Annotated in this window: 2 protein-coding genes and 1 pseudogene; 2 read left to right on the forward strand and 1 reads right to left on the reverse strand. The window is 68.0% G+C overall.

The features are described from left to right. Positions 1-250: 250 nt before the first annotated feature. The gene (locus M8H82_RS36270) at positions 251-1,222 is read left to right on the forward strand and encodes an immunity 49 family protein (protein ID WP_250080004.1); all 972 of its coding nucleotides are present in this window, start codon (positions 251-253) and stop codon (positions 1,220-1,222) included. An 827-nt stretch (positions 1,223-2,049) separates the two neighbouring features. On the opposite strand, the gene M8H82_RS36275 is transcribed toward M8H82_RS36270, so the two are convergent. Continuing rightward, on the reverse strand, positions 2,050-2,373 hold the full coding sequence (locus M8H82_RS36275) for a hypothetical protein (protein ID WP_250080006.1): 324 nt from the start codon (positions 2,371-2,373) through the stop codon (positions 2,050-2,052). A gap of 162 nt (positions 2,374-2,535) precedes the next feature. Between M8H82_RS36275 and M8H82_RS36280 the strand changes: the two are divergent. After that, positions 2,536-2,661 (forward strand): annotated as a pseudogene (locus tag M8H82_RS36280) (sigma factor-like helix-turn-helix DNA-binding protein); the annotation flags it as partial. Positions 2,662-2,997 lie beyond the last annotated feature (336 nt).

Below are 2,997 nucleotides of genomic sequence, written 5' to 3' on the forward strand. Positions count from 1 at the left end.
GGGTGATCGCCGAGTTCGAGCACGCCCTCATGTCAGAGAGAACGATGGATGGCCTGGAAGCCGCTATGCCCCGGTCACGGCCTAACCTTCCAAACCGACACGTGACCGGTGGTGAGAGGGGGCGGATCCAACGGGTTTCTGCTGCATCCGCCCCTGCACGCGTCCCGTGGTTCAGGATCGGGACGCTTCGGTCAGTGCCCGTTGATAGTGTCCTTCGTCGAGTCATGAAGTTGCTGAAGGGGCGCGGTACGTGCGGAATGTGACATGCCATCATGTCGGCGGCCAGCGGTTGGCCGAGGCGCTCGACGATATCGAAGGGCGGGCCTACACGCGGTGGCACTCGCTGCGGTACGGCAGCATCTCGCCGACGCTGATCCGGGCCATGGCGGACGAACTGCTCGACCATGTCGCCGCGCGAGCGGTGACGGAGCCGGGGCTCGACGCTGCGGCTGCCACGGTCGCCGTCACCGCCGCGGAGTGTGTGCACGGAGTGCTGAGCATCATGTGCTTCCCGAGCGGGGACCAGGAACTCCGGTTCCCCCTCGTCGGCGAGCGGATCGGCACGGACCCGGACGACGACGAGTTCGGGGACGGGCCCCTCACCTTCCGGGACGTCGTCAAGGAGGCGCCCACCGCGCGGACCTGGCTCGACATGTTCGAGATGTGTGTCGTCAGCGGGCATGTGTGGGACTGGGAGCGGGGCACCGGGTTGCTGCTGCGCGGCGACTACGCGCCCGCCATCCGTGACGGCGTGCCCTATAACCGGTACACCTCCTTCTCCGACCCCGCCGACCTCGCCGCCATGGACGCCCTGTGCCCCTATCTCGCTGAGGCGGTCGGGCATCTGCCCCGCGACTGGCCGACGGTTCCGCTGCGCAAGCCGGACGCTGGGGAGCGCGCGGAGGCCGCCCGGCGGCTCGACGAGGTCGGCGACGAGCTGAGCGCGGACCAGCGGCTGCTCCGCGTACTCCTCGACGACGACCAGGACGCCTTCGAGGACGCCCTCGTGGCCCGGCTGGTCGCCTATCGGGAGAGCGTCGAGGCCGATGCCGGTAATTCCGCGCCCCGGTCCCTCCTCCCCCTCGGCACCCTCGCCCTGGCCTGTCTCGCCGTCCAGGTCCATAAGTGGGAACTCGGTGTCCGGTCCGGGTATCTGCCGTACGGTTTGCTGGGATCGCCGGAGGGGAACCGGAACAACTTGGGCTGCTGGGCCGCCAAGTAGGCCGCCCAGGTGCGGAAGTGGGCTTGGCCCGACATCCAACACATCGTCGTGGAGATGGACTCGTCCCCACCGAGGCAGCGCGTACGTCTGTGCGATAGCCAGGGACGGAAGACCACCCTGCCCCACGTCGGCGGACGCTGATATCGCGCCGGAGGGACGCCGTCGTGCGTTCGGCGCGACCGATGCTGCGGCACTGGAGGCGAGGATGACGCAACTCTTATTCCGGCATGTGCAGAAGGAGACAGTGCGCAGAGCTGTACTGGGTTTGTTCGTGGCGCTGGCCGCCGTGCTGGCGGTAGCACCGCTTGCTGGCGCTGGCCAGACGGAGACCGTGGCCTGCTGCGGCCCGGTTTCGCCCGGCACCCCGTAAAGGGCACCCACCCGTAGCTCGATCTTGCTCGCAGGAGGAGTCAGTGCGCAAAGCCGTATTGAGTTTGTTCCTGGCGTTGGCGGCGGTACTGGCGGTGGCGCCGCTTGCTGGCGCTGGCCAGTACCGAGACCGTGGCCTGCTGCGGCATGCCGCCCGGCCACCCGTAAAGGGCACTCACCGCTAACTCGTTCTTCCATGAGGGCCCGTCAGCTTGCTGGTGGGCCCTTTGCCCCTATTCAGCGGGTGTCCTCGACGGGGACGCCATACGGGTGCTGCGGGGCCGTGGTGGAGCAGGTCAGTCACCGGTGCGATGAGGGCGGGTACCTCGTGTCGGCATCCGGCTCGTGTGTCGTCGCGGGCGGCGGCGTGCAGTGCGCTGCTGCGGTTGTCGATGCCGGCTGGGCCGGTGCCGACGTTGCTCTGGTCCGCCCGCATCACCCACGCTTTTCCGCTGGTGTCATGGTGTGTGCTGCAGCCAGCGTTGGAGGGTGGTGTTGATGCTGGCGGGCAGGGCGGCGAGCTGGTCGATGGCGTCGCGGTCTTCGGGCCGGGGTGGGATGCCGGCTGTTGTCAGTACGGCGTGCAGGGCCAGGCGGCGTTGATCGCGGGGGGTGATGGGGGTGCTGAGGCGTTCTGCGGGACGGGGCGGCGGCAGGAGGTAGTCGCCGTGGTGTTCGGGCACGGTGGGGGCGGGCCAGTCGGGCCAGGCGATCTCGGCCGGGTGGACGCTGTAGGGGTCGACGAAGGCCTGGGTCATGGGATGTTCAAGGGCACTGCTCACGTCGGGCTCCTCACCAGTGGTCGGGTGATGCAAGGGGAGAGCTATGTCGGGTGCGGTGCGGTTGCGGCCGCTGAGGGATCTCACGCCGATGGCGTCATCGGCGGCTCATCGTTTTCTCCGACCGGCGCGGGCAGAGGCCTGCCGTGCGTGCTCACGCCGCGGCGGTTTGTCGACGAACTCACCCAGAAGGAGATCGGCGACCGCCTCGGCTGCTCGCAGATGCACGTCTCGCGTCTCATCACACGTCTGCTGGCCCGCCTGCGCGAAGGCATGCTCACCAGCAGCTGAGCCGCTGGCCAGGAAGGACCGTCCTCCCCAGCAGGGTGGCGCGGAGCGAAGTGAAAACCCGGAGCAGCTGCCCGTCCCTCTCCAGGCGCATGTCGTCCCCTTTCGGGCGAGCCATGCGCCTCATCTGCGTAAACCGGGGTATCTGCGATACCGCACCACTGTCATACGCCGTTAGGGCGCGTATCGAGTCGTGATCAATCTGTCGGATTCGCTTTCGCGGCGGGGTCTGCCACGGTAGGTCTTCTTGCGTGACGCGAAAGCAACTGACGGATACCGAATGGGAGTTCATCGGACCGTACCTGCCGATCGGCGAGTATGGCCCGTACCCCGAGCGGT

The organism is Streptomyces sp. YS415 (assembly GCF_023544665.1).
Classification (GTDB): domain Bacteria; phylum Actinomycetota; class Actinomycetes; order Streptomycetales; family Streptomycetaceae; genus Streptomyces.